This is a genomic window from Streptomyces sp. NPDC037410, assembly GCF_055602235.1.
Genome location: NZ_JBVJWR010000007.1, coordinates 120623 through 143236, shown reverse-complemented (window position 1 = coordinate 143236; position 22614 = coordinate 120623). Strand labels below are relative to the sequence as shown.

Here is a 22614-nt window from a genome sequence, read left to right as displayed (position 1 = left end):
TCCTGTGACCGTGTTCGACCCGTCGGCGGAAGCCACCCGGGCGACCTCCGGCATCCTGGCGGACACCCTGCACGGCACCGCGCGCGGCGTCGTCGTGAACTCCCCGCCGGGCGCGGGCAAGTCGACGCTCGTGGTGCGGGCCGCGCTCGAACTGGCCGACGCCGGGCGGCCCCTGATGGTGATCGCCCAGACGAACGCGCAGGTGGACGACCTGGTGCTGCGGCTCGCCGAGAAGGAGCCCGACCTGGAGGTCGGCCGGCTGCACTCCAGCGACTCCGACCCGTACGACAAGGCGCTCGACGACCTGGCCCAGGTACGGAAGTCGGCGAAGGCGGGCGAGCTGGCCGGGCTGCCGGTCGTGCTGTCCACGGCCGCCAAGTGGGGGCATGTGAAGAACGTCGAGCCGTGGGCGCACGCGATCGTCGACGAGGCGTACCAGATGCGCTCGGACGCGCTGCTCGCGGTGGCGGGCCTCTTCGAGCGGGCGCTGTTCGTGGGCGACCCGGGGCAGCTGGACCCGTTCTCGGTGGTGGGCGCGGAGCAGTGGGCGGGCCTGTCGTACGACCCGTCGGCATCGGCCGTCTCCACTCTCCTGGCCCACAACCCGGAGCTGCCGCAACACCGCCTCCCGGTGTCCTGGCGGCTGCCCGCCTCGGCCGCTCCCCTGGTGTCGGACGCCTTCTACCCGTACACGCCGTTCCGCAGCGGTACGGGCCACGGCGACCGGAAGCTGTCCTTCGGCGCGGCCTCGGACGGCTCGGCCCCGGACCGGGTCCTCGACGAGGCGGCGGAGTCCGGCTGGGGCCTCCTGGAGCTCCCGGCCCGGCACACCCCGCGCACCGATCCCGAGGCGGTCGGCGCGATCGCCGTGGTGGTGCGCCGGCTCCTGGACCGGCGCGGCTCGGCGGTCTCGGAGCGCTCGGAGACCCCGGTCCCGCTCACCCCGGACCGGATCGCCGTCGGCACCGCGCACCGCGACCAGGCGGCGGCGGTCCGGGCGGCACTGGCGGACCTGGGGGTGGCGGGCGTGACGGTGGACACCGCGAACCGGCTCCAGGGCCGCGAGTACGACGTGACGGTCGTCCTCCACCCGCTCTCGGGCCGCCCGGACGCGACGGCCTTCCACCTGGAGACGGGCCGCCTGTGCGTCCTGGCCTCCCGGCACCGCCACGCCTGCATCGTGGTGTGCCGCGCGGGCGTGGCGGAACTCCTCGACGAACACCCGTCGACGGATCCGGTGCAACTGGGCGTCGCGGTCTCGTTCCCGGACGGCTGGGAGGCGAACCACGCGGTCCTCTCCCACCTGGAGGAACACCGGGTCAGCTGGACGCCCTGAGCGCGGCCGCGTGGGTGAGGAGTTCGTCCACGGACCACTGGTCGTAGGCGTGCTCGCCGTACTTCACGGCGGCGATGCGGCCGTCCGGGGTGATCAGGAAGTCGGCGGGGAGGCCGAGCCGGCCGGCGGGCTGGGAGGCGGCCGGGGGCCGTTCGCGGCCGCGGAGGAGCCGCCACGTGCTGCGGAGCACGGCCCGGGCGATCGCCGGCCAGGCGCGCGGGTCGAGCAGGGCCCGGCGGTGGCACTCCACGCCGAACTCCGCGTACAGCAGCCGGTCGGGGTCGGCGACCACGGGGAACGGCAGGTGTTCCACGTGTGCGCGGAGTTCCTCGGCCGGCGAGTGGAAGAGCACGACCTCCCTGATCCCGGCCCGTTCGATCTCCTCGTGCCGCAGGACCACCGACCGCAGGTGCAGGTTGCAGACCGGGCAGCCGGCGAAGCGCCGGAACTGGACGTGGGTGGGGCGCTCGGGGTCCGGGAGGGCGAGCGGAGGCCCGAGGACCGGGGCGAGCGTCCGGGCGGGGACGGCCCGGCCGGGCCGCAGCCGGCCGTGCGTGCGGGGCGGGGTCGGGGCTGAGCGCATGGGACACCTTCCTCGGAGAGGCGCGTGGGCGTACGCCGCACACCTGGGCGTAGGCGTACTCCGCACACCTGGGCTCGTAGGCGTACTCCGCACACCTGGGCTCGTAGGCGTACGCCGTACTCCTAACAGCGTAGGCGTAGGGCGTACGCTGTCAACCGCCATGCCACGCCCCCGCTCCCTCTCCCCGGACCGGCTGTCCGCCGCCGCCCTCGCCGTCATCGACCGCGACGGCCTCGCCGCCCTCTCCATGCGCACGGTCGCCAAGGAGCTCGGCATGAGTCCCATGGGGCTCTACCGGTACGTGGCCGACCGCGACGAGCTGGAAGGACTCGTGGTCGAGCGGATCCTGGCCGCCGTCGACACCACGCCCCCCGCCCCCGGGGCCCCCTGGCGCGACCGTGTCGAGCTGATGGTGGGGCGGCTGCGCGACGCCGTCGTCCGGCATCCGGCGGCCATCCCGCTGACCGTCACCCACCGGCACCGGGCCTCCGGCGGCCTGCGCTGGTCGGAGACCGTGCTCGGGATCCTCACGGAGGCGGGGATCGACGGCGGGAACCGGGTCGTCGCCCTGCGCTCGCTCCACGGGTACGTGACCGGCGCCATCCAGCTCGAACACCTCGGGCCGCTCGCCGGCCGGGGCACGGACGTCATCGCCTCGCTGCCCGCCGACCTCTTCCCCCGGCTCGCCGAGACCGCGCGCGACGCCCGCGCGATCGGACCGGACGAGGAGTTCTTCGGCGGCCTCCGCCTGCTCCTGCGCGGCCTCGGCACGCCCTAGGGGGCGCGCGAGGTGGGGGTTCGCGCTCTTGCGGGGCGCGGGACAATGGAAGACGGCCCGGGATTCCGGGCCGTGCCTGTGCGAGGAGGAGAAGAACGATGGCGGAACCCGCGGAGCGGAGCACACAGCGGCGGCTTCGGCCGGCACCGCTGATCTTCGAGCCTGCCGAGGCGACCGCCGATCCGGAGCACTTCTTCGACCTGGAGTCGATAGAGGACCCCCGCGAGCTGCTGTCCCGGGCGACGGAGCTGACGCTCGCGTTCCGGGCGGCGACGGACCGGGCGACCGAGTTCCAGGCGATCGCGGCCGCGCAGCTCGCGGATCCGCGCCGGTTCGACCGGCTGACGGCGGCGGACGTCGCCGAGCGGGCCCAGTGGACCGAGGACTACGCCCGGAAGATGATCGAGTTCGGCGAGGGCCTGATCCGGACGAACGGGCAGCCGACGGAGGACTGAGCCGGGGCGCGCGTCGACCCGGTGCGGGGGCGCGCGTCGGCCAGGCGCGGGGGCGCGCGTCGACCCGAGGCAGGGGTGCGCGCGCCGATCCGGCGCTGGGGTACGCGTCGGCCCGGGGCAGGGGGGCGCGTCGATCCGGCGCTGGGGCGCGCGTCGGCCCGGTGCTGGGGCGCGCGTCGGCCCGGGCGCCGGAGGCGCGCGTCGGCCCGGGCGCCGGAGGCGCGCGTCGGCCCGGGCGCCGGAGGCGCGCCCGCGCCCGCGTGGCTCGGAGCCGTACGTCTGACCGAAAACCACCCCTGGCATATGCCGAGGGGGCACGATACTCCTCGCCCACCCCTCCTGTCCGGGATTCCGGGAACCCTCGGCAATCGCGGGATCACGCCCGGTAGACCTGGATCCATGACGACCTGGCTGCGCGAAGAGACCCCGCACGACATCTTCCGGTTCCTCCGGGAGGGCGATGAGGGGCGGCACCAGACGGCCCGCGTGACCGCCGACGGGGCCGCCTGGCTCGCCTCGGCCGCCGGGGGCCGCGACGGCGCCGCGCTGACCCGCTGGGAGTCCCGGCCGGCGTCCCCGGCGGCGCTGCCCTGCGGGACGGTCTTCGACGTCGTCAACGTGGACCCGGTCTTCGGGCGCCGGATGCTGGACCGGCTGTGGGAGGAGGGCCCGGGCTCGGGGCCCGTCGCGATGCACCGGGGCCGGATGATGCTGTTCGCCGCGCCCGGGACGGCCCAGCGACTGCCGGCGCTGCTCGACTGGGAGGAATGGGGGGAGGCGGTCCCCCGGCTGCTCTGCCACGGGGTAGGGGACGCCGTGACCGCGCCCGCGCTCGTGCCGTCCGACGCCGCCGGGCCCCGCTGGCTGGTGGCGCCCGACTCCCGGCACCCGTGGCTACCCGGCCCCGAGGTCCTGCTCTGGGCCTGCGTGCGGGCCGCCCGGGCGGCCTCCGCCGCCGACGTGCGGGTATCGATTTTTCCTCCCGCCGATCCGGATGCTAATGTCTACGACGTCAGCAGGCGCCGCTAGCTCAGTTGGTTAGAGCAGCTGACTCTTAATCAGCGGGTCCGGGGTTCGAGTCCCTGGCGGCGCACCGACAGAAGAAGCCCCTCGCGGAAGCGGGGGGCTTCTTCGTGTTCCCGGGTGTTCCCGGTCAGGCGCCCCGGGGAGGCGTGATCTTCACCGTCCAGACGCCCGCCTCGGTGCGGTCCGTCACCTCGATCCGCACCCCGCTCCCGGGCACGGTCAGCGTCTCGCCCTCCTCCAGGGGGGCGTCCGCGAGCGGCGGGTAGACGGAGCGCTCCACGCACGCCTGGGTGTCCGGGTGCGCGTCCACGACCTCGACCGGGCCCTCGCCGGAGGCCGCGTCGTTGCGGACCCGGTAGACGAGCACGCCCTCGGCGCAGGTGTCGGCGTCGTTCCCGGCGCTGCTCCGGGCCTCGATCGCCAGGACGCTGTCGGGGCCGGTGCGGACGACGGCGAGCCGGGTACCGAGGGTGCCGCCCGCCGTGGGCGGGGCGTCGGTCGGCTCCAGGCTGACCAGGCGGGATCCGGTGCCCTGGACGCAGGTGACCTGGGCGCGGGAGAGCCAGCCGAGCTTCCACTTGTGCCAGCCGAAGAGGTCCGGGGAAAGCCCGAACTGGCTGCCCATGACGTCCCAGTCCCCCACATGGGTGTCCCAGTCGCCCTTGCCGTCGACGGGCCGGTGGTAGAGGTCGGGCAGGTCGAAGACGTGGCCGGTCTCGTGGGCCAGGACGTTGCGGTCGGGCGGGTGCCGCTCGAAGACCGTGACGACGCGCTTGATCTCGGTGCCGTCGGCCTCCAGCGGGCGGTCCAGGTTGACGACCTTGGTCGCGTCGGAGTCCACGCCGGGTGCGTCCGGGTCGGCGACCAGGTAGACGATGTCGTACCGGGAGAAGTCGACGTCCTTGTCGGCGGCCGCGATCGCGTCGCGGAGGTACGTGGCCCGCTTCCCGGCGTCCCAGTCCCGCCGTATGTCGTACGCCTCCGACGCGTGCGGCATCGGGGTCCAGGCCTTCTGGGGGTGCGGGCGGAGGCGGAAGCGACCGTAGGAGGCGCGGTCGAAGAACTCGCTGGTGGCGGGGAAGTGGTCGGCGGCGAGTTCGGCCGGTTCGGTGAGCGGTGCGGAGTCCGGGAAGGACAGGAAGATCATGACCGCGTCGAGGTTCTGGTTCGGCCGCGTATAGGCGCCGTTCCAGGTGTCGAGGCCGAGCGAGTGGTGGGCGGCGGTACGGGGCAGGGCGCAGGGACTCGCCGAGGACGCGCCGACGGCGGGGCCCGCGACGAGCCCGGTGGCGGCCAGGGCGGCGAGCGAGGTGAAGGCCGCCGCGCCGGCACGCAGCCGCGGGCGTTCCACTCCCCCGGGTGGCTGCTGAGCCCTCACGTGGACCTCCGGATCGGGAATGCGGGACACCCCACCCACCTTGTGATGGTTTGCGGCGTTTCGCATGTTTCCGCTGCCCCGGTCGGGTGAGGGCGCGCCACGGGGTCGACGCGACACGAGCGCGCTTCAGCTCACGGAAAGTCACATTCGGTCATGGCCTCAACGACCCGTGTCAGACCCGCGCAGAAACGATCGGGCGGGGGCATCCGGTGGACGGCCTCACAGCGCCCGGGCCCCCTCGGGGACCCCTCGGAGCTGGAACGCTCCCCCGGCTGGCTCTATGATCGGCTCACTCTTCCTTGGCCGACCATCCCGACCACATGTGACCGGCCCGACTGCACGGGAGCGAGCGGTGAACGGAACCCCCGAAGGACCGGTGCACCCAGAGCCGGCGGAGACACACGCGGCCGAGCCCGCACTCACGGAGCGTCACCTCGCGCGACGCGCGGCCGAACTCCGCGACTGCCGTGCCGCCTTCCGGGTCGCCCAGCTCGCGATGGCCGTCGTCGACGAGGACGGCGTCGTCGTCGTCGCGAACGACTCCTTCGGCACCCTCCTCGGCACCGATCCCGCCGCGCTCGAGGAGCAGGCCGCGGCCGACCTCGTCGACCTCGCCTCCGACGCCCGCACCTGGCACGCGTACCGCGAGGTGCTCGGCGGCGGCCGCTCCCGCTTCCGCTGCACCCGGCGCCTCAAGCACGCCGACGGGCGCTCGCTGTGGGCCGAGGTCACCGTCGCCCCCGTGCCCGACAGCCGGCGCGTCCTGCTGTCGATCGCGGACATCAGCGACCGGCGCGAGCTGCACGCGCGGCTGCGCCACCTCAAGATGCACGACCCGGTGACGCGGCTGCCCAACCGGGCGCTGTTCTTCGAGCGCCTCTCGGCGGCCCTGGAGGCCGCGGCGCAGGACGCCGCCGCGCAGGACGCCGACTCCGACGCGACCCAGCCACCGGGATCGCACCAGTCGTACGAGTCATACGAGTCGTACGACTATGGCAGAACAGGGCGGATCGGTCTCTGCTACCTGGACCTCGACGGCTTCAAGGCGGTCAACGACACCCTCGGCCACCGGGTCGGCGACCGGCTCCTGGCCGCCGTCGCCACCCGGCTGACCCAGTGCGCGGACAGCGACGGCTACACCCGCAACGGCGGCCACCTCGTGGCCCGGCTCGGCGGCGACGAGTTCGCGATCCTGGTCGAGGACTCCACCGGCACCGAACAACTGGCGGACCTGGCGCGCTCGGTGCTCGACGCCCTCCAGCTCCCCTTCGACCTGGGCGGCCAGCGGCTCTCGGTCTCCGCCTCGATCGGCGTGGTCGAGCGCGTCGGGCACGGGACGACGGCGACCGCGCTGATGCAGGCCGCCGACACCACGCTGTACTGGGCGAAGGCGGACGGCAAGGGCCGCTGGACGCTCTTCGACCCCGAGCGCAACGCCCACCGGATGACCCGGCAGTCCCTCTCCTCCACCCTGCGGCCGGCCGTGGAGCGCGGGGAGTTCGCCCTGGAGTACCAGCCGCTCGTGGACCTGGCCGACGGGGCGGTGCGCGGGGTGGAGGCGCTGGTGCGCTGGAACCACCCGCAGTTCGGCTCGCTCGCGCCGAATCGGTTCATCGGCATCGCCGAGGAGGACGGCTCCATCGTGGAGCTGGGCCGGTGGGTCCTCAACACCGCGTGCCGGCAGGCCCGCCAGTGGCAGAAGGACCATCCGCGCGAGCGCCCGATCTTCGTCAGCGTCAACGTGGCGGTCCGTCAGGTCTGGGACTCCGACCTGGTCGCCGACGTCGCCGGCATCCTCGCCGAGACCGGTCTCGCGCCGCACCTGCTCCAGCTGGAGCTGACCGAGTCCGCGGTGATGGGCTCCAACGGCCGGCCCCTCCAGGCGCTCCAGGCGCTGAGCGACATGGGGGTGCGGATCGCGATCGACGACTTCGGCACCGGCTACTCGAACCTCGCCTATCTGAGCCGGCTGCCGGTCTCCGTGCTCAAACTGGACGGCTCGTTCGTGCGCGGCTTCCAGGACGAGGAGCACGCCAACCCGGCGGACGAGCTGATCGTCGAGGCGCTCGTGCACCTCGCGCACCGGCTCGGCCTGACGGTGACCGCCGAGTGCGTCGAGACGGCCGGGCAGGCCAGCCGGCTGCGGCGGATCGGCTGCGACACCGGGCAGGGCTGGCTGTACTCGCGGGCGGTGGCCCCGGACCGCATCGCGGAACTGATCGGCACGGAACCGCTGCCGGTATAGCGGCGGAGACATGGAACTGCCCCCGGCCGGAGGGACATTCCGGGCGGGGGCAGTGGTCATACGGGTGTCAGCGGAGGGTCAGCAGGCGCCGAGGTCCTGCCAGACACCCCACTCGCCGGTGCTGCCGGGCGTCTCGTTCTGCGTCCACCACTTGGCCTTCCAGTTGTGGCCGCCGTAGGAGACGGTCTGGCCGCCGGTGTAGACCTGGCCGGCCACGTACGCCGGGGCGGTGCAGCCGGTGGGCGGCGGCGTCGGAGGCGTGGTGGGCGGGGTGGTCGGCGGGGTCGTGGGCGGGGTGGTGGGAGGCGTCGTCGGCGGGGTCGTGGGCGGGGTGGTCGGGGTCGTCGGGGACGAGCCGACCGCCGTCACGATGTCCTTGAAGAGCGTGGCGTTGGCGTCGAGGCCGAGGAGCGAGTACATCATCGCGCCGGCGAGACCGCGCTGGTGGGCGTAGTCGGCACGGGCCTGGATGGTGCGCTTGTCCAGACCGGTGAAGAACTCGCCGTCCTTGTAGAAGTACGCGGACTTGGCCTGGTCGTCCCAGAAGGTGGTGGCCGCGTTGTCGACGATGCCGCCGAGCTCCTTGTAGTACGCGATGCCGGCCGCCTGGCTCAGCGGACGGGCGCCGGAGCCGCCGGTCGCCGTCTGCGCGAGGCCGTTGGTGGTCCCGGCGGGGACGCCCTTCCAGCCGCGGTAGTAGAACTCGTAGCCGAGGGTCAGCTTGTTCGCCGGGAAGCCGCCGGTGATGCCGTAGGCGGGCTTGCCGTCGATCCAGGAGTCGATCGCGTTGTCGATCGAGTACTTCTCGGTGCCCGGCTTGATGACGTCGGTCGGGTCGTTCGTGCCGGAGTACAGCGGGGACTGGTGGTACGTCGGCCCGTCGCCGTCCCAGGCGCCGTGCATGTCGTACGTCATGATGTTCGCGTAGTCGAGGTACGCGCCGATCTTGTCCGTCTCGATGTTCTTGATCTTGTCCTGGCCGGCCGGGAGCGCGGCGGTCAGGAGGTACTTCTTGCCGCCGTGGGCCGCGCCGTACTCGTCGAGCTGCTTGCGGAACTCGGCGAGGAGGAGCGTGAAGTTCTGCTTGTCCTCGGGGGCGTAGTGGTTGCCGAGGTGGCCGTCGGCCGAGCCGGGGTACTCCCAGTCGATGTCGATGCCGTCGAAGATGCCGGCGGCGGAGCCGGCGCCGCCGAAGCCGCCCTCGACGGGCAGGTCGCCCTGGATGTACTGCTTGATGCAGGAGGCGACGAGCTTCTTGCGGCTCGCGTCGGTCTTGGCCGCGTCCGAGAAGTACTTGGAGTAGGTCCAGCCACCGATCGAGATGTTGATCTTCAGCTGGGGGTGCTTCGCCTTCAGCTCCTTGAACTGGTTGAAGACGCCCACGATCGGCTGGTCCCACTTGTCGGCGACCCCGTCGACGCTGTCCGCCGCGGAGAAGGACTTCTGGTAGTCGGCGTACGAGTCGCCGGCGCCGTCACCCGCGCTGGGGTTGGCGTCGTCGCCCGCGGCCTTGTTCGCCTCGAAACAGGTGAGGTCGGTGGGGTGGATGTTGCCGAACGAGTAGTTGATGACGTCCAGGTCGGCCGCGATCCCCCGCTCGTCGAGCTGCTTCGGGTAGAAGGCGTTCCCGTAGACGCTCCACTGGTCGTAGTACGCGATTTTCACGCCGCCCGTGGAGGCGGTGGTGCCGGTCTCGGCGGCCTGGGCGGAGCCGAGTCCGGCCGTGGCGGCGAGGGCGCCGGCGGCGAGGGCCGAGCTGAGGAGCGCGGCGATCAAGGGCTTACGGGGGTGCACGTGCTGCCTCCGAGTGGGGGTGGCGGTACGGAAGTTGGAGCAGTGATATCCGCCGCGTGAACAGCGCGTCAATGGTCTGGTCCAGATTGAGGACTAGACCAATTTGATGAAGAAAGCCCTTGTCAGAGCCGTGAAGCACAAAAGAGAACCGCCCGCCACCATCGGTGACGAGCGGTTTAAGGTTCACTTAGGGGAGGGCGGTGGTTCGTTCCGGAGTGAACCAACCGGCTCGGAAAATCGAGGGCTTCACGCCTCCGGCAGCCCGTACGCGTCCGCGATCAGCTCGTAGCTCCGCACCCGCTCCGCGCCGCCGTGCCCGTTGGCCGTGATCATCAGCTCGTCCGCGCCCGTCCGCTTCCGCAGGCCGTCCAGGCCGTCGCGCACCTCGTCCGGCGTGCCGTACACGACGTTCGCGAGCCAGCCGTCCACGAACTCCCGCTCGGCCGGGCTGAATCCGTACGCCTCCGCCTCCTCCGGCGTCGGCACCAGACCCGGCCGGCCGGTGCGCAGCCGCAGCATCGCGAGCGCACCGGCGAGGACCTGGCGGCGGGCCTCGGCCGCCTCCTCGGCGGCGAACGCCGAGACGCCGATCATCGCGTACGGCGCGTCGAGGACCTCCGAGGGCCGGAAGGAGTCCCGGTAGAGGTCGAGCGCCGGGATCGTGTTCCGGGCCGAGAAGTGGTGGGCGAAGGCGAACGGCAGCCCGAGCAGCCCCGCGAGGCGGGCGCTGAAGCCGGAGGAGCCGAGCAGCCAGACCGGCGGCCGCCCCTTCGGGCCCTGCACCGGCCCGGGCACGGCGTGGATCCGGGCGTACGGGTGCCCGTCCGGGAAGTCGTCGTCCAGGAACCGGGTCAGCTCGGCCAGCTGCTCGGGGAAGTCGTCGGCGCCCTCGTTCAGCGTGTCGCTGCGGCGCAGGGCGGCGGCCGTGGCGCCGTCGGTGCCGGGCGCGCGGCCCAGGCCGAGGTCGATCCGGCCCGGGGCGAGGGCCTCCAGGGTGCCGAACTGCTCGGCGACGACGAGCGGGGCGTGGTTCGGGAGCATGACGCCGCCGGAGCCGAGCCGGATGCGGTGCGTATGGGCGGCGAGGTGGGCCAGGATCACGGCCGGGGAGGAGGAGGCGACCCCGGGCATGGAGTGGTGCTCGGCCACCCAGTGGCGGTGGAAGCCGCGCCGCTCGGCGAGCCGGCTGAGCTCGACGCTGGTGGCGAGCGCCTGGGTCGCGGTCCGCCCGCTGCCGACCGTCACCAGGTCCAGTACGGACAGCGGTACGGGCGCGGTTCCCCGCGCCTCTCCTCGAATAGCGTCGGACACCGTCGGGACCCTCCTCGGCACACGTGCAGATACGTCAGAGCGACAACAGGAGGGTGTCTCCGCTTATTCCGGCGGAAAATTTTCGCCCTCCGCCGGTGGCCGGGGAACGACGTCGGCGCGGGCGCGCACGGCGCTGACCTGAGCCTCTGCGCACCACTCATGACGTGGGCATATGCCAGGGTGGCGCGTCGCAGCCCAGGGGCCCGATGCCGCGCATCATTCTCGCCAACAGCCGCCCCGTAAACGGTGCTTGGCGGTTATCGTGGTACGAAAGCTTGCGGTCACAACCTGGTAGGGGGAAACCGTGGCGCTGAAGCCCGAGCCCACTGCGCCGTTCCACTCGGTGCAATACGCCCTGCGCGTCCTCGAGACGGTCTCGCGGCACGGTGGCGGAGTGACAGACGTCCAGATCGCGCGCGAGACCGGCCTGCCCGTCGCCCACCTGTCCTCGCTCCTCCTCATGCTCCGCCGTGAGGGGTACGTCGAGCAGGTCGCCGACGGCGCGTACGTGATCGGGGACTCCCTCGTCCTCCTCGGCTCCGGCCTGACCCGCCGCGAAGCCCTGGAGGCCAAGCTCCAGGAGACCCTGACCGAGCTTCGCGACTCCGTCGGTGCCGCGGTCTACATCAGCCGGTACATCGACGGTGAGGTGAAGATCACCCAGTTCGCCGACGGTCCTCGCACGCCCAAGGTCAACGAGTGGGTGGACTTCCGCTCGGCGGCGCACGCCAGCGCGGTCGGCAAGTGCCTGCTCACGCAGCTCGACCAGAACGGCCGCCGGGACCACCTGTCCCGGCACAAGATCGCCCGGCTGACCTCCCGGACGATCACCAGTGAGCGGATCCTGTTCTCGAAGCTGGACAGCCAGCCGGCGACCGTCCCCGTGCTCGACCTCCAGGAGTACGCGGTGGGCACGGTCTGCGCGGCCGTCCCGCTGACGGCGGGCTCTGCCGTGGGCTGCCTGGCACTGTCCCTGCCGATCGAGCACGCCCACCGGCTGCGCGCGGCGGCCGACACGCTGAACCGGCGGGCGGCTCCGGTGGTGCTGTCGCTGGCGATCTGAGGCGCGGGAAGGCGCACGGACGGGGGTCCCGGCGGGGTGGTCACGAGCACCCCTCGGGACCAGGTAGTATTTTCTCTGTCAGCAGGCGCCGCTAGCTCAGTTGGTTAGAGCAGCTGACTCTTAATCAGCGGGTCCGGGGTTCGAGTCCCTGGCGGCGCACAGACAGGGAAGGCCCCCTCACTTCGGTGAGGGGGCCTTCTTGCATGCCCGGAGGTACGTCAGGCCTTGAGGTACGTCAGGCCTTGAGGTACGTCAGGCCCGGAGGTACGTGAGGACGGCGAGGACCCGGCGGTGGGTGTCCTCGGCCGGCGGCAGGTCCAGCTTCGCCAGGATGTTGCCGATGTGCTTGCCGACGGCGGCCTCGGTCACGACCAGACGGCGGGCGATCGCCCCGTTGGAACGGCCCTCCGCGACGAGCCCCAGCACCTCGCGCTCGCGCGGGGTCAGCGCCTCCAGGGGGTCCCGGTGCCGGCGAAGGAGCTGCCGCACGACCTCCGGGTCGACGACCGTGCCGCCGTCCGCGACCCGGGCCAGGGCGTCCGCGAACTCCTCCACCTGCCCGACCCGGTCCTTCAGGAGGTAGCCGACACCGGTGCCGTCGCCCGCGTCGAGGAGGTCGGCGGCGTAGCTGCGCTGCACGTACTGGCTGAGGACGAGGACCGGCAGGGCGGGCCGCTCGGCGCGCAGCGCGACCGCCGCGCGCAGGCCCTCGTCCTGGAAGCCGGGCGGCATCCGGACGTCGGTCACGACGACGTCGGGCTCGTGGGCGGCGACCGCCTCGCGCAGCGCGTCGGCGTCGCCGACGGCGGCGACGACCTCGTGGCCGAAGCGGGCCAGGAGCCCGATCAGTCCCTCGCGGAGGAGGACGCCGTCCTCGGCGAGGACGACGCGGAGAGAGCGCTGCACGGGATCTCCACTCGGAGGAGGGTCGGCCCGCCCGGCGGGCTGGTGATCGTCAGTGTGCCATCGAGGACGGCGATCCGGTCGGCGAGTCCGGTGAGCCCGGAGCCCCGGGCCGGGTCGGCGCCGCCGTGCCCGTCGTCCTCGACGTCGAGCCGCAGGGCGCCGCCGGTGTGCCGGGCGGTGATCCGGGCCCGGCGGGCGCCGCTGTGCTTGCCGATGTTGGCGAGGGCCTCGCAGCCGGCGAAGTACCCGGCGCTCTCGACGCTCACCGGCAGCCGGGGCAGCGCGTCGGCGTCGGTGTCGACGGGGACGGCGGAGCGGTCGGCGGCGTCGGCGAGCGCCGGGCCGAGCCCGTAGTCGGCGAGGACCTGGGGGTGGATGCCGTGGATCAGCTCGCGCAGCTCGGTCAGGACCTGCCCGGCCTCCGTGTGGGCCTTGGCCAGCTGCTCGGCGAGCGGCCCGCCGGGCGGGGCGTCGAGGCGGGCCAGGCCCAGGGTCATGGTGAGGGCGACCAGGCGCTGCTGGGCCCCGTCGTGGAGGTCGCGCTCGATCCGGCGCCGCTCGGCCTCGAAGGCGTCGACGAGCCGGGCGCGGGAGGCGATGACCTCGCCGATCGCGCCCGGCCGCTCGGTCTCGCGCGGGGTGAGCAGGGCGCGGGCGAGGGCGGCGCGGGCTCCGGCGACGGCGGCGAGGGGATAGGCGAGGGCCACGAGGAGGACCGCGCCGATGAGGGCGGCGCCGAAGGCCTCGGGGTAGGAGGTGACCAGGTACGCCTTGACGACCTTGGCCTCGTGGCCGTCCACGGCCAGCTGGAGGGGGGCGGAGAGGAGGGCTGCGGGCAGGCCGATGCCGACGGCGAGGGCGAGGAGGTCGAGGGGCCACAGGACGGTGGCGAGCAGCAGGGCGTACGCGAGCTCCCGCCAGGTGGCCTGCTCTCCGGTTCGGGTCCGGAGCCAGGCGGCCAGGCCGGGCGCGGTGGGCACGCGGTGCGGGTCGGGCGCGGGGTCGAGGTCGACGAGCCGGAGCCGCAGGCGCTCGACCCGGCCGAGGACGAGCCCGGAGAGGAGGAGTAGGGGCAGCCCGACGAGGACCAGCGAGAACAGCCCGAGCACCACGAGCACGGCGCAGGCGAGGGCCCCGAAGACGGCCCCGCCGGCCAGGTGACCGGCGGACCGCCAGGGCCAGGAACTGCGCGGATACCGGGACCGGACGAGCGCCTGCCAGGGGGTACGGGGTTCCATGCCGCCCCACGGTAGGGCGGGTGCGCGGGCGGGACCATGGCCCTGGAGGGCGTACGGAGGGTGGGGCGGGCCCTACCTGTCCCGGGGTCGGCCTCTCCCGGGGTGTCAGGGGCAGGGGTCCGGGCCGAGGAGGGCGTCCAGGAGGCGGGCCATGCCGGTGTCGTCGGTCTCGGTGCCGGGCGGGACCACGTCGAGGGTGTGGCCGACGAAGACGGAGACCTCGGCGGCCCGGGAGCGCAGGAAGGCGTCGCCGTCGGGTGACCGCAGCAGGATGTTCAGCTCGCTCCCGGCGCCGGACTCCGTCGGCCACACCCGGACGTCTCCTTCGCCGACCGGCCGGAAGAGCCCTTCGAGGAGGAGCTCGCGGGCGAAGGTCCACACGACCGGGGCGACCGGGGCCGCCGCGTCGGCGTGGAACACGATCCGTACGGCGAAGGGGTCCGCCGCCCGGTACGTCAGGCGGGTCGGGACCGGGACGCTGTGCCCGGGTGCCAGCAGCAGGTCCATCACGAGGTCGCGTTCCAGCACGGTGCCGTCCATGACGTGATCACTCCTTCGACTCTCAGCGGTGCCCGGAGAACGAGCCCGGCGGGGTACGGCAACCGCCCCGGCGCGGATGCTGTCGCCGTGGACAGCGGGGGCCCTCCACTTTTGTCGCCCGGGACAACGGGACCGGCGTCAACACTCCCGACTCCCCCCACTCAACGAACGCGCGTACGACAAGCGCCGTATTCGGCCACGGCACCGTCACCGGGGCCGCCACCGGCCGCCCGTCGGGCCCCCGGGCCGCGCCCCGGCCCGCCTACGGTGACGGCATGGGGGCACTGCTCAGCGAAGAATCCACCGGTACGAGCGAAGGACCGGCCGCCGCATCGGCCGACGCGGCGGGACGACTGGCCACGGCTCTCCTCGGCCGGCTGCCGCAGCTCGCCGAGGCGACGACCCGCCGGATCCGCGAGGAGCTGTCGGTCTACCAGGCCGCGGGGCCCACGACGCGCGACGAGCTGTACGCGACGGTGCGCGACAACATCGAGTTCACCCTGCGCCGGCTCGCCCGCGAGGAGGACGTCCCGCTGGACGCGCCCCGCCGCACCGGGCGGCTGCGCGCCGAGCAGGGAGTGCCGCTGTCCGCGGTCCAGTCCGCCTTCCGGATCGGGTACCAGAACTTCTGGGGAGCCATGGTCGCCGAGGCCGGCCGCACCGGGATCGTGACCGACGCCGAGCTGGTGGCGATGGCCGGTGACGTCTGGCGGTTCAACGACGAGTCGGTGACGGCGGTCGTCAACGCGTACAACGAGCGCGCCGCCGCCCTGACGGTCCAGCGGGACCGGCAGCGCTCGGCCCTCGTCGACTGCGTGCTCCGCGGCGGGATGGGCAACCCCGGTTCCGTCCTGGAGGCCGCGGACCTGCTGACCCTCCCGTACGACGGGACCTTCGCGGTCGTCGTCGCCCAGGTGCCCGGACTCGCCCGGCAGGCGCTGCCGGACATCGAACCGGCGCTGCGCGACCAGGACATGGGGTCGGCGTGGCGGCTCACCCCCGACGCCCAGATCGGGATCGTGTCGATGCGCGGCGACGACGAGGCGATGGGCCGGCTCGTCGAGACGCTGCGGCTGCTGACCGTGCACCGGGCCGGGGTCAGTCCCCGCTACACGCGCCTCGACCAGACACCGCAGGCGCTCCACCTCGCGCAGGTCGCCCTCGCCGGGGCGGCGCCGCAGGACGAGACGGTCTCGCTGTTCGACGACGCCCCGCTGCCGATGCTGGTGGTGAGCTCGCCGTCCACGGCGTCCCGGATCGGGCACCAGGTCCTCGGGGAGCTGATGGACCTGCCCGAGGCGCAGCGCGATCAGCTGCTGCACACGATGTCCACGTACTTCCGGGTGGACGGTTCGGCGGAGAAGGCGGCGAAGCTGCTGTTCTGCCACGCGAACACCGTGCGGTACCGGCTGCGGCGCATCGAGCAGCTCTCCGGGCGGTCCTTCGAGCGGCGCCTCGACTCCGCCGAGCTGTACATCGCGCTCCAGGCCCTGCTGCGCCTGCCCGAGGTGGTCCGCGACCCGCTGGAGTAGCTGCTATCCGTACGCCTCGGGGCGGCCGTGCCGGGTGTAGTGGGCACGGAGGGTGTCGAACGCGGCCCCGGTCAGGGGCTCGTAGGGGGCGTCCGGGGCGGGGCGCCACCAGACGGGATCCGGGCCGTGGAACGAGGCCCGGCGCAGGGCGACCCGGTGGATCTTGTTGGTGGCGGTCAGCGGGAGTCCGGGCAGGACGCGGACGAAGCGCGGGGGCATCTTGGTGCCCAGGTCCGGCTGGGCGGCGAGGAAGTCGGCGAAGGCGGACGGATCGAAGGCGGCCCCCTCGCGCAGGGCCAGGGCCGCCATGACCTGGTCGCCCGCCACCGGGTCGGGTATCGCGTACACGGCGACCCCGGCGGCCCGGTCCCAGCGGGCCAGGATGTGTTCGATCATCGCGGCCGCGAGGTTCTCGCTGTCGACCCGCAGCCGGTCGTCCGTACGGCCCGCGAAGTAGAGGTAGCCGTCCGGGTCCCGGTAGAAGAGGTCACCCGTCCAGTACCAGCCGCCGCGCAGCCGGGCCGCCTCCGCCTCCGGGTTGCGCCAGTACCCCTCGAAGGGCGAGCGGCCCCGATTGACGAGCTCGCCGACGGCCTCGGAGGCGTTGAGGAGCCGACCGGTGGGCGAGAAGCGGGCCGGGGCGCATTCCACGCCTGTGTCGGTGTCGATCACCGCCAGGTCGTCGCCCGGTGCCGCCCGGCCGATCGCGCCCGGCGGCGTGTCAGGGGTCCGCTGGATCGCCGCGCCGCCCTCGGAGGAGCCGTACCCCTCCACGAGCGGGACCCCGAAGCGCTCCCGGAAGCGGGCCGCGTCCACCGCCCCCGCCTCCGTGCCGAAGCCGAGCCGCAGCGGGTGCGCGCGGTCGTCGGGTCCCGGTGGGGTGGCGAGGAGGTACTGCACGGCCCGGCCCACGTAGGTGAAGTACGTGGCGCCGAAGCGGCGTACGTCGGGGAGGAAGCGGGAGGCCGAGAAGCGGGCCCGCAGCGCCACTCCGGCCCCGGCGGCGAGGGCGGGCGCCCAGTCGGCGATCACGGCGTTGCCGTGGAACATCGGCATGCAGATGTAGTGGACGTCGTCCCGGCCGACGCCGAAGTGCGAGACGAGCGAGGCGCCGGCGGCCGCGAGCCGCCCCTGGCTGCAGAGGGCGGCCTTCGGCGCGCCCGTCGAACCGGAGGTGAAGGAGAGCAGGAAGCGGCTGTCGGGGCGTACGGGACCGAGGACGGCGTCTCCGGGGCGGGCGCCGTCGTAGGGCGCGAGGAACTCCCGGTAGGCCTCGGTGTCGGTCACCAGGATCCGTACGCCCGGCAGCGCGAGGCCGTCGAGGAGCGGCAGGTGGGCGCGCTGGGTGACGAGGACCCGGCAGGCGGTGTGCCGGACGTCCCGGGCGAGTTCGGGGCCGCGCCGGGTGGGGTTGATCCCGGCGACGGCGGCCCCCGCGAGGGCCGCCGCGCCGAGCCAGAGCGGGTACTCCGGCGTGTTGTCGAGCAGGATGCCGAGGTGTGGCTCACCCCCCGGCACGGGTGGCATCAGGTCCACGAGCAGGGCGGCCCGCGCGGCGGCGCCGGCGGCGACCTGGTGGTGGGTGAGGGTGTGGTGCTCGTCCCTCAGGCCGGTCCGGTGGTCGCCCCATTGGCGCCGTACGAGCTCCGCGACGGTGTCCGCGCTCCTCATGGGCCGGACTGTAACTGACGCCCAATCAGAACTGAACGGTCAGAACGAGACGTCCGAGCAGGCGTAGAAGGCGTTCGCGGTGTCCGCGATCGTCCACACCGCCAGGATCAGGTGCCGCCCCGTCTTGCCCGCCGGGATCGTCCCGGAGTGCGTGAGCGTCGACGGCGGCTGCTGGTTGTTGTAGGGGATGGTCAGGAACGGCTGGGGGTCGAGGTCGGCCCGGGTCAGGGCCTTGGTCCCGGTCCAGCCGTTCTTGGTGATGTAGTAGCGGAAGTCCGTGGTGGCGTGGCGGGCGGTGAACTGCCACCGGAAGCCGTAGCTCTGCCCGGCCGTGAGCTTCGTCGTGGGCCAGGCGCCGCCGCGGGGATCGTCGAGCTGCGAGAAGCGGGAGTTCCCGCCGGCGCAGATCCTCCCGTCCGCGGGGCCCGCGGCCGGGAAGCCCTTGAGCCCCTCGACCGACTGCGGCTCCCACTGGATGTCGCCGCAGTTGGTCACGGTGCGGTTGGCGCAGAGCTTCTGACGGCTGATCGGCGCGTCGGTGTAACCGTGGCTGCCGGCGCTGCCGGTGGCGAGGACGGTGGCGCCGGCGATGCCGAGCGCCACCACCGCCGCCCCGAGTGCCTTGTTGCGCATGCTGTCGCTCCTGGAGAACGTGGGGAGTTCTGTGGGGCCGTGCGCGCGCGTACGGGTGTTGCCTGGGGACTGCTTTTGGTCTGGACCAAGTATCAAGGTAGGGACGGAAGGTGACGCTGTCCATCCCCTCAGGCACCCTCGACCGGCCCCGTCCTGCCCGTGTAGAACGCCACCGTCAGATCCTTGACCAGCGCCTTGCGCTCGTAGTCGTCCAGCTCCACGAGACCACGACTGGTCAGCCGGTGGACCACGTCGTCGACCGCGTCCACCACCGAGGTCAGGACGCTGTCCCGGTGCTTCGCGTCGATCGCGGCGATCCGTCGCCGCTGCATCGCCGCGGCGACCTCCGGGGCGTACTCGATACGGGTCGGCTGCGCCGAGAACACGTCCACGCCGACCGGTGCGCACTCGGCCGACAGCATCCGCGTCAGGGCCTCGCCGACCGCCTCCGCGTCCCGCAGCGTCGGGGCGTCCTCGTGGAACGCGTCCGCCGGAAGCTGCGAGAGGACCCGGGCCATCGCCGCCTCCACCTGCTCCCGCAGGTAGTCCTCGTGCCCGTCGACCCCGAGCGCCGCCCGGACCGTGTCCCGCACCCGCCACACCACCAGCACGGTCACGTCGAGCGCGGTGCCCTTCGCGTCCACCGCCGACAGCGGCTCACTGCGCCAGTGCCGCAGCCGGACGTCCACCCGGCGGCGGAGCAGCAGCGGGCTCACCCACAGCAGGCCCGTACGGCGGACCGTGCCGCGGTAGTCGCCGAACAGGCTCAGCACCCAGGCGTACCCGACCCGGCCGCGGCCGAGACCACCCAGCGCGAACAGCGCGGCCACGACACCCAGCGCGAGCAGGGCCCACTGCCCGAGATCGATGCCGTTGTACGGGCGCGCCGGCAGCCGCAGCATCCGCGCCGCCTCGGCGGGCACCGCGCCCGTCCACCACACGACCCCCGCGCACCAGGCGATCGCCAGCGCCCCGGCGACCACCCCGACCCACCCGGGCAGCACGGGCCCGGGCCGCTCGACGAGCGCGGGGTCGGCGGTGGGGGCGGGGCGGGACTTGGACTTGCCCTGCGGCTGGGGCCTGTTGCCGGGCCGGGCCTTGGCCGGAGCCGCGGGAAGGGGTTTGGACCGCTTCACGGACGGCGACTCGGGGCCCGGCTTGGCCGGAGCGGCCTGGACCTTCGACGGAGCCGGGATGGCGGGCCTGCGACGCGCCCCCGGAGGGGTCGGCGCGGCCATGGCGATCGTGTCGGGCCCCTCGTCGTCGCCCACCGGGACGACCGCCTCCGGCTCGTCCCGGAAGAGCAGGTGCACCGGGATGGAGCCGGTGGTCTCGGTCCCGATCACGTTCTTCCGCCGCGCGACCCGCACGACGGCGGCGACGGGCATCGCGAGCGCACCGACCCGCGCGCCGGTGATCCGCGCGAAGTCGAGCGCGCCGGGGGCCTCCGGCCGGACGGGTGCCGGGTCCTCCGCCGACGCACCGGAAACGGCACCGCCCGGGCGGCGGTCGTCCCCATCGGAGACCGCCCCGTCCGGAACGGCGACCCCGGCGTCGAGGGCGTGCGCGACCGAAGGACCATGCCCTGCCGGGGCGACAGCCCCGTCGCCGGGACCGGGCCCCGTCCGGACGACAGGCCCCGCACCGGGAGCGGTCCCGGCCGGCGCGGCAGACTCCACGCCGGGGACGACCCCCGCCCGGGCGACAGGCCCCGCACCGGCGGCGGACCCCATCGAGGGGGCACGTCCGGCCGGGGCGGCCGACCCGGCCGACGGGCCGGGCGTGGCCCGGGTCGGGTCCGTGCCGGGGCCGGTCCCGCCCTCGCCGGGGGCGGGCCCGGTCGAAGGTGCCGCCTTCGGGGCGGCCGCAGGGTCCTTCGGCGCACCCGCCTCAGAGCCCGTGGGCGGCACCGGCTCCGTACGGGGCACGGGCGCGGCCCCCGCCGGAGCCACCGGCTCCGTACCCGACACGGGCGCGGCCCCCGCCGGAGCCACCGGCTCCGTACCGGACACAGGCGCGGACCCTACCGAGGCCACCGGCCCCGCACCCGACACAGACACGGAACCTGCCGGAGCCACCGGCCCCGCACCGGACCCCGACCCGGCCCCGGACCCGGCCCCGGACCCGGCCCCCGCCGCACCCGCACCCGACCCCGCACCAGGCGTCGGCGTCGGCTCGGGCTCCGGGTCCGGCGTCGGCGCCGTCGTCACCGGTGGGATCGGTTCCGTCAGGGACGCCGTCGTCACCGGCGGGATCGGCCCCGTCAGGGGCGCCGGCTCTCGGGTCGGTCCCGGCGCGCGGTCCGGTGGTGTCGTGCGCGGGAGCGAGCCGTCCGTCAGGCGTCTCGCCGTGCGGGCCGCGTCACGTGAGGCCGCCGCGCCGGAGTCCGCGGGGTTCGGGGTCGATGCCGTCATTCGGGTCCACCTCATGCTCTCGGGGTCATCGGAACAAACGCCGCCAGGTCTCCGGGCCCGGGTAGCCGTCGGCCGCTGCGCCGCGCCAGCCCTGTGCCCGCTGGAACGCCTCGACGTTGCGGCGGTCCGCCTCCGTCCAGCGCGGACCGGGTCCCGACAGGTAGTGCTTGCCGAAGCCCCGCTTCACCAGTTGTTTGCCCAGCTTCTCCACATATGCGCTGGATTGGCCCGGACGGAAGTAGCCACGCCCGGGAAACCCCGTCGCATTCGCGCTCGGAGCGCCCGAACCACTCGAACCGCCGATGTCCTTGCCGCCGCCGGTCACGAGGAGCCGCCACGTCTGCGGCCCGGGCAGCCCGTCCGCCTCCGCGCCCTTCCAGCCCTGCGCGAGCTGGAACGCCTGGGTCGCCCGCCGGTCCGCCTCGCCCCACCGGGGGCCGGGGCCCTGGCTGTAGTACTTCTTGCCGCCGCGCGCGACGAGGAGCTGCCCGAGCTGCGTGACGTAGGAATTGTTCGCGCCCGGGCCGAACATCCCCGTACCCGGGAACGGCGTCGCCTCCGTCGGCTCCGCCCCGCTGCCCGTGCCGCCGCTCACCACGCCCTTGTAGCGGTAGGCCACGTACCGGTCGGAGTTCTCCCAGTACGCCATGGGCGTCGCCTGCTTCCGCGTGCGCGGCTTCGTCTGCTCGTAGGCGATGTACGAGGTGTGGGTGTAGTCGGTCCAGCCGCCGAAGATCGTGACGTGCGAGCCGCGGGTCGGGTTGGCCGGGTTGTGGAAGAGCAGGATGTCGCCGGGCTGGAGCTCGGTGCGGTCGATCCGTACGGCGAAGCGGTCGAGGCTGCCGGTCCACTCGTTGCTGCGCAGGTTCCAGGCCATGGAGATGTAGCCGGAGCAGTCCTGGCGGTAACCGTCGGACCAGTACTTCTCCATGGAGTACGGGACCTGGGCCGACACCCACGTCTTGGCCCGGTTGATGATCTCCGCGCGGGTCGTCTGCCGCAGTGTCTCCGTGGAGATCTGACTGGTCGTCGGGATGGCGTCGGGGGCCGGGTCCGGGCCGGGCCCCGGCGCACCGTGCAGCGGCCCGCGTCCGCCCTGCGGGGTCTCCGGACCCGGCCAGGGGGTGTCGGCGGAGGCCGCGGAGCCGGCCGCGTCGGCGGACCGGCTCGTCGTCTGCTCCTGGAGCACCGCCGGGTCCGCCTCCGTCGCGCCGCCCGGCGGGGCGGTGAGGGCCGTCGCCACTCCGGCGCCGCCCCCGCCCAGAACCACGCCCGCCGCCGTCACCAGGACCAGCGCGCGGCGGGCGCCGTGGGCCGCCGGGTGGCCGCCCGCCCGGACGGGCAGGCCCAGGGCGAGGTCGCGCCGCTGCCGGGCGCAGCCCGGGCAGCCGCAGTCGGCCGCGGGTTCGAACTCCTCGAAAACCGGCACGCTCATGCGATTCCCCTCCACACTCGTCAAGATCTTTTTGACCCTTGTTTCGGGCGTCAGTGTCTCAACTGTCTGGACAAATCGCATTTTGACGGATCGAAGGCCTGATACGACCATCCGACAGGCCGGTGGCGACCGGTATTGGTCAGGAGCACCCCGGGGAGTCGGGTAGAGTTCTCTTTGTCAGCAGGCGCCGCTAGCTCAGTTGGTTAGAGCAGCTGACTCTTAATCAGCGGGTCCGGGGTTCGAGTCCCTGGCGGCGCACGCAGAGCCAAGACCCCC

The 22614-nt window shown here is 73.6% G+C and carries 18 protein-coding genes and 3 tRNA genes; 10 read left to right on the top strand and 11 right to left on the bottom strand.

Features of this window, described 5'->3' with window-relative positions; genetic code table 11:
* Positions 1-4: 4 nt before the first annotated feature.
* Entirely contained in the window at positions 5-1336 is a 1332-nt protein-coding gene (locus ACZ7HT_RS13965; RefSeq protein WP_471164393.1) for an AAA domain-containing protein, read from the top strand.
* On the opposite strand, the gene ACZ7HT_RS13960 is transcribed toward ACZ7HT_RS13965, so the two are convergent.
* Positions 1320-1919 carry a peroxiredoxin-like family protein gene (locus ACZ7HT_RS13960; protein WP_471164391.1) on the bottom strand — a complete coding sequence of 200 codons (600 nt, stop codon included), beginning with the start codon at positions 1917-1919 and terminating at the stop codon, positions 1320-1322. The genes ACZ7HT_RS13965 and ACZ7HT_RS13960 overlap by 17 nt on opposite strands.
* 160 nt (positions 1920-2079) lie before the next feature.
* Here ACZ7HT_RS13960 and ACZ7HT_RS13955 point away from each other — a divergent pair, with 160 nt between their 5' ends.
* The 4 genes from ACZ7HT_RS13955 to ACZ7HT_RS13940 all read left to right on the top strand — a co-directional run bounded on the left by ACZ7HT_RS13955 (position 2080) and on the right by ACZ7HT_RS13940 (position 4245).
* Positions 2080-2697, top strand: a complete 618-nt coding sequence (locus ACZ7HT_RS13955) for a TetR/AcrR family transcriptional regulator (protein ID WP_471164387.1) — start codon at positions 2080-2082, stop codon at positions 2695-2697.
* Between the two features lie 98 nt (positions 2698-2795).
* On the top strand, positions 2796-3152 hold the full coding sequence (locus ACZ7HT_RS13950) for a hypothetical protein (RefSeq protein WP_471164384.1): 357 nt from the start codon (positions 2796-2798) through the stop codon (positions 3150-3152).
* 399 nt (positions 3153-3551) lie between these two features.
* Positions 3552-4181, top strand: a complete 630-nt coding sequence (locus ACZ7HT_RS13945) for a hypothetical protein (RefSeq protein ID WP_471164381.1) — start codon at positions 3552-3554, stop codon at positions 4179-4181.
* Positions 4172-4245, top strand: a tRNA-Lys gene (locus tag ACZ7HT_RS13940). The genes ACZ7HT_RS13945 and ACZ7HT_RS13940 overlap by 10 nt, the downstream gene beginning before the upstream one ends.
* Before the next feature lie 60 nt (positions 4246-4305).
* Here ACZ7HT_RS13940 and ACZ7HT_RS13935 read toward each other — a convergent pair.
* Entirely contained in the window at positions 4306-5586 is a 1281-nt protein-coding gene (locus tag ACZ7HT_RS13935; RefSeq protein ID WP_471164377.1) for a M6 family metalloprotease domain-containing protein, read from the bottom strand.
* 322 nt (positions 5587-5908) lie between these two features.
* Between ACZ7HT_RS13935 and ACZ7HT_RS13930 the strand changes: the two genes are divergently transcribed.
* On the top strand, positions 5909-7801 hold the full coding sequence (locus ACZ7HT_RS13930) for a putative bifunctional diguanylate cyclase/phosphodiesterase (RefSeq protein WP_471164374.1): 1893 nt from the start codon (positions 5909-5911) through the stop codon (positions 7799-7801).
* Between the two features lie 78 nt (positions 7802-7879).
* Here ACZ7HT_RS13930 and ACZ7HT_RS13925 read toward each other — a convergent pair whose 3' ends face one another.
* On the bottom strand, positions 7880-9595 hold the full coding sequence (locus ACZ7HT_RS13925; RefSeq protein WP_471164369.1) for a glycosyl hydrolase family 18 protein: 1716 nt from the start codon (positions 9593-9595) through the stop codon (positions 7880-7882).
* A gap of 246 nt (positions 9596-9841) precedes the next feature.
* Positions 9842-10906, bottom strand: coding sequence for an LLM class flavin-dependent oxidoreductase (locus ACZ7HT_RS13920; protein WP_471164367.1), 1065 nt, complete (start codon positions 10904-10906; stop codon positions 9842-9844).
* A 304-nt stretch (positions 10907-11210) separates the two neighbouring features.
* Here ACZ7HT_RS13920 and ACZ7HT_RS13915 point away from each other — a divergent pair, with 304 nt between their 5' ends.
* Both ACZ7HT_RS13915 and ACZ7HT_RS13910 read left to right on the top strand, forming a co-directional pair.
* Positions 11211-11969, top strand: a complete 759-nt coding sequence (locus tag ACZ7HT_RS13915) for an IclR family transcriptional regulator (RefSeq protein ID WP_017237127.1) — start codon at positions 11211-11213, stop codon at positions 11967-11969.
* A gap of 85 nt (positions 11970-12054) precedes the next feature.
* Positions 12055-12128: transfer RNA gene (locus ACZ7HT_RS13910), tRNA-Lys, on the top strand.
* A 93-nt stretch (positions 12129-12221) separates the two neighbouring features.
* Here ACZ7HT_RS13910 and ACZ7HT_RS13905 read toward each other — a convergent pair.
* From ACZ7HT_RS13905 to ACZ7HT_RS13895, 3 genes are all read right to left on the bottom strand, one after another.
* Complete coding sequence (locus tag ACZ7HT_RS13905) at positions 12222-12875, bottom strand: response regulator (RefSeq protein WP_471164365.1); 654 nt, start codon at positions 12873-12875, stop codon at positions 12222-12224.
* On the bottom strand, positions 12815-14113 hold the full coding sequence (locus tag ACZ7HT_RS13900; RefSeq protein WP_471164362.1) for a sensor histidine kinase: 1299 nt from the start codon (positions 14111-14113) through the stop codon (positions 12815-12817). The genes ACZ7HT_RS13905 and ACZ7HT_RS13900 overlap by 61 nt, the downstream gene beginning before the upstream one ends.
* Before the next feature lie 105 nt (positions 14114-14218).
* On the bottom strand, positions 14219-14653 hold the full coding sequence (locus ACZ7HT_RS13895) for an SsgA family sporulation/cell division regulator (RefSeq protein WP_471164360.1): 435 nt from the start codon (positions 14651-14653) through the stop codon (positions 14219-14221).
* Between the two features lie 275 nt (positions 14654-14928).
* Here ACZ7HT_RS13895 and ACZ7HT_RS13890 point away from each other — a divergent pair, with 275 nt between their 5' ends.
* Complete coding sequence (locus tag ACZ7HT_RS13890; RefSeq protein ID WP_471164357.1) at positions 14929-16185, top strand: PucR family transcriptional regulator; 1257 nt, start codon at positions 14929-14931, stop codon at positions 16183-16185.
* Positions 16186-16188: 3 nt separating this feature from the next.
* Here the strand turns inward: ACZ7HT_RS13890 and ACZ7HT_RS13885 are convergent, their stop codons facing one another.
* The 4 genes from ACZ7HT_RS13885 to ACZ7HT_RS13870 form a co-directional block, all read right to left on the bottom strand.
* Positions 16189-17856, bottom strand: a complete 1668-nt coding sequence (locus tag ACZ7HT_RS13885) for an AMP-binding protein (protein WP_471164354.1) — start codon at positions 17854-17856, stop codon at positions 16189-16191.
* A 39-nt stretch (positions 17857-17895) separates the two neighbouring features.
* Positions 17896-18489: a lytic polysaccharide monooxygenase auxiliary activity family 9 protein gene (locus ACZ7HT_RS13880; protein WP_471164351.1), complete on the bottom strand. Its 594-nt coding sequence runs from the start codon at positions 18487-18489 to the stop codon at positions 17896-17898.
* 128 nt (positions 18490-18617) lie between these two features.
* Entirely contained in the window at positions 18618-20501 is a 1884-nt protein-coding gene (locus ACZ7HT_RS13875) for an SPFH domain-containing protein (protein WP_471164348.1), read from the bottom strand.
* 427 nt (positions 20502-20928) lie between these two features.
* Complete coding sequence (locus ACZ7HT_RS13870; protein ID WP_471164346.1) at positions 20929-22338, bottom strand: peptidoglycan-binding protein; 1410 nt, start codon at positions 22336-22338, stop codon at positions 20929-20931.
* A gap of 184 nt (positions 22339-22522) precedes the next feature.
* Between ACZ7HT_RS13870 and ACZ7HT_RS13865 the strand changes: the two genes are divergently transcribed.
* A tRNA-Lys gene (locus ACZ7HT_RS13865) sits at positions 22523-22596 on the top strand.
* Positions 22597-22614: the final 18 nt, after the last annotated feature.